We start from the raw sequence: 2,831 nt of genomic DNA on the forward strand, positions 1-2,831 counted from the left end.
ACGCTGCACACCGCGCAGTGGGGCCCGGAGGACCCCGATGCCCCGACGATCCTCGCCGTCCACGGGGTGACGGCGTCGCACAAGGCCTGGCCGTACCTGGTCGAGGCGCTGCCGGAGGTGCGGATCATCGCTCCGGACCTGCGCGGGCGCGGCCGCAGCAACGCACTGCCCGGACCGTACGGCATGCCCACGCACGCGGCGGATCTCGCGGCCGTCCTCGCGGAGCTGGCACCGGCGCCCGTCGTCGTCGTCGGCCATTCAATGGGTGCCTTCGCCTCCCTCGTCCTGGCGAACCGGTTCCCGGAACACGTCCGCTCGCTCGTGCTGGTGGACGGCGGCCTGCCGCTCCAGGTCCCGGCGGGGCTCTCGGACGAGGAGATCGTTGCCGCGGTGCTGGGACCGGCCGCCGAGCGCCTTAGCGCCACCTTTCCCAGCCGCGAGGTGTACCGCAATTTCTGGCGGCAGCATCCGGCGTTCAGCGCCGACTGGGGCCCGCTCGTGGAGGCCTACGTGGACTATGACCTCACCGGCGAGGAGCCGGAACTGCGTCCGGCTACCCGCTACCAGGCGATGGCGGAGGACAGTGCCGAACTGCACCGCGGCGCGTCGCTGCTGAAGGCCTTGGATGAGCTCATGGTGGATACCCAGGTCCTCCGGGCGCCGCGCGGCCTGCTCAACGAGCCGGCCGGACTCTACGCGCCCGGCTACCTCGAGGACTGGGCCGCGAAGCTGCCGACCTTGCGGGTCCGCGAGGTGCCGGACGTGAACCACTACACGATTGTGATGGGCGCCGCCGGGGCCGGGGCCGTGGCGGAAAGTGTGCGGGAGGCCCTCGCCGGCAGGTGAGGCCCTAGCCAAGGGTGCCTAGCCGCCGGCAAACGGCGGCAGCACGTCGACGACGTCGTCCGGCGCCAGGACCGCGGCGGCGTGGTCCCGCACGGCCACCTCGTTGAGCAGGAAGCTTGAACGGGACAGGATGCGAGCCAGCGGCGGGGTGCCCGCCGGCGGGTCCGGGCGCTCGACGGCGAGGATCGCCTCCAGCAGGGCCGGTAGCGCGGCGCCGTCGGAGAGTTCGAATTTTTCCTCGTCGGTGCCGGCAGCGGCGCGCGCGGCAGCGAAGTAGCGTACATTCACAGGGGTTTCAGCCTCCGATGGCGCTCATGCTGCGGTCCGGCTGGACGAAGTCCGGGGCGCCCAGCCCGACGTGGTCCATGCCGTGGGCCTTGGGCTTGAGCCACATGGCGTCCTGCCAGCGTTCGGCGAGCTGGTCGTCGCTGGCACCGTCGCGCAGGAGCCCCAGCAGGTCAGTCTCCTCCCGGGAAAAGAGGCAGCTCATGATCTTGCCCTCGGCCGTGATGCGGGTCCGGCGGCAGTCGGCGCAGAACGGTTCGGTGACCGAGGCGATGATTCCCACGGTGCCGAGCACGGGGCCGGTGGCCGCGTCCGTGCCGGGGACCCGGGCGCGGACCTCGAAACGCTCGGCCGGGGCGCCGTCGCGGTCCCGCGGATCGGCGCTGAGCACGTAGTCGACGGAGAGCAGTTCCCGGATTTCCGCGGCGGTGATCATGTTCCGGCGGGTCCAGCCGTGGTCGGCGTCCAGGGGCATCTGTTCGATGATACGCAGCTCGTAGCCGCGGTCCAGCGCCCACGCGAGCAGGGCGGGGGATTCGACGTCGTTGATGCCGCGCATCAGCACGGCGTTGAGCTTCACGGGACCCAGGCCGGCGGCCCAGGCGGCGTCCACGCCTGCGAGGACCCGGTTCAGGAAGGGGCGGCGGGTCAGCTTGGTGAAGGTTTCCTCGTGCAGTGAATCCAAGGACACGTTGATCCGGGTGAGGCCGGCGGCCTTCAGCCCGGCCGCCTTCTTGTCGAGCCCGACGGCGTTGGTGGTCATGGAGATCGGAAGGTCCGGGTGGGCCTGGCGAAGCGCGGCAATGATGTCCAGCAGGTCGGCCCGGACCAGCGGCTCGCCGCCTGTGAGTCGGAGTTCGCGGACGCCGAGCATGTCGACCCCGATCCGCACGATCCGCACGATCTCTTCCGCGGTCATGACCGCCTGTTTGGCCAGCCACTCCAGGCCTTCGGCCGGCATGCAGTAGCTGCAGCGAAGGTTGCATTTATCCGTCAGCGAGAGCCGCATGTCGGTGGCGCGGCGGCCGTAACGGTCCACAAGTCCGGCGGCCATATCCGCCGGGCGCCCGGCCGGTTGCGGCGCTGAACGGCCATCGCCGGGTCGGCTGTCCGGGCGGGGCCGGGGCATGCCAAGCTGAACACTCATAACGTCAGGCTACGCCAAAGCGGGCCGGGCATCACGCCCGGAGGATTGCGAACCTATGCTGGACGTATGAACACCTCCCGGGTCGCCCCGGATGCGACCGCCAGCGGAACGCCGACGCCGGCCGGACGGCGCACCGTGTGGTGGGCCGCGGCGGCCGGGGTGGCCGCCGTCGGCGCCGGCGTCGTCCTCGGCGAACTGGCCGCCGGGCTCCTCAGCCCCTCCGTGTCGCCCGTGACAGCCGTCGGCGGGGCCGTGATCGACGCCGTCCCGCCGGGCGTCAAGGACGGGGTGATCGCGCTCTTCGGCACGGCGGACAAGTTGGCGCTGCTCAGCGGCATGGGCCTGGTCATCGCGGCGCTGGCGGCGCTGGCCGGGGTGCTGGAATGGCGCCGACGCTTCGCCGGCCTGGCCGTGATCGCAGTCTTTGGGCTGGTGGGCCTCGCCGCCGTGCTGACCCGGGCCGAGGTGACCGCCAATGCCCTCCCCGTCCCACTGCTGGGAGCCGCGCTCGGCATGGCGCTGTTGAGCTGGCTGATCCGCCGCCTCCGGGAGT

3 protein-coding genes and 1 pseudogene are annotated in these 2,831 nt (G+C 71.7%); 2 read left to right on the forward strand and 2 right to left on the reverse strand.

Going from position 1 to position 2,831, the window contains the following annotated elements:
• Positions 1-846, forward strand: an 846-nt coding sequence (locus tag AB4Y86_RS16010) for an alpha/beta hydrolase (protein WP_441403172.1), incomplete at its 5' end; no start/stop codon positions are given.
• Between the two features lie 18 nt (positions 847-864).
• Here AB4Y86_RS16010 and AB4Y86_RS16015 read toward each other — a convergent pair.
• Positions 865-1,134, reverse strand: a complete 270-nt coding sequence (locus tag AB4Y86_RS16015) for a MoaD/ThiS family protein (protein ID WP_441403173.1) — start codon at positions 1,132-1,134, stop codon at positions 865-867.
• 7 nt (positions 1,135-1,141) lie between these two features.
• A complete protein-coding gene (gene moaA / locus AB4Y86_RS16020) occupies positions 1,142-2,278 on the reverse strand; it encodes a GTP 3',8-cyclase MoaA (protein ID WP_441403174.1) in 1,137 nt (378 codons plus the stop codon).
• Positions 2,279-2,344: 66 nt separating this feature from the next.
• Between moaA and AB4Y86_RS16025 the strand changes: the two are divergent.
• Positions 2,345-2,831 (forward strand): annotated as a pseudogene (locus tag AB4Y86_RS16025) (molybdopterin-dependent oxidoreductase); the annotation flags it as partial.

Source organism: Arthrobacter sp. 2YAF22_2, assembly GCF_052114645.1.
Lineage (GTDB): Bacteria > Actinomycetota > Actinomycetes > Actinomycetales > Micrococcaceae > Arthrobacter.

Coding starts and splice junctions, on each gene's coding strand:
- moaA (WP_441403174.1), bottom strand. CDS start 2,278: ATGAGTGTTCAGCTTGGCATGCCCCGGCCCCGCCCGGACAGCCGACCC.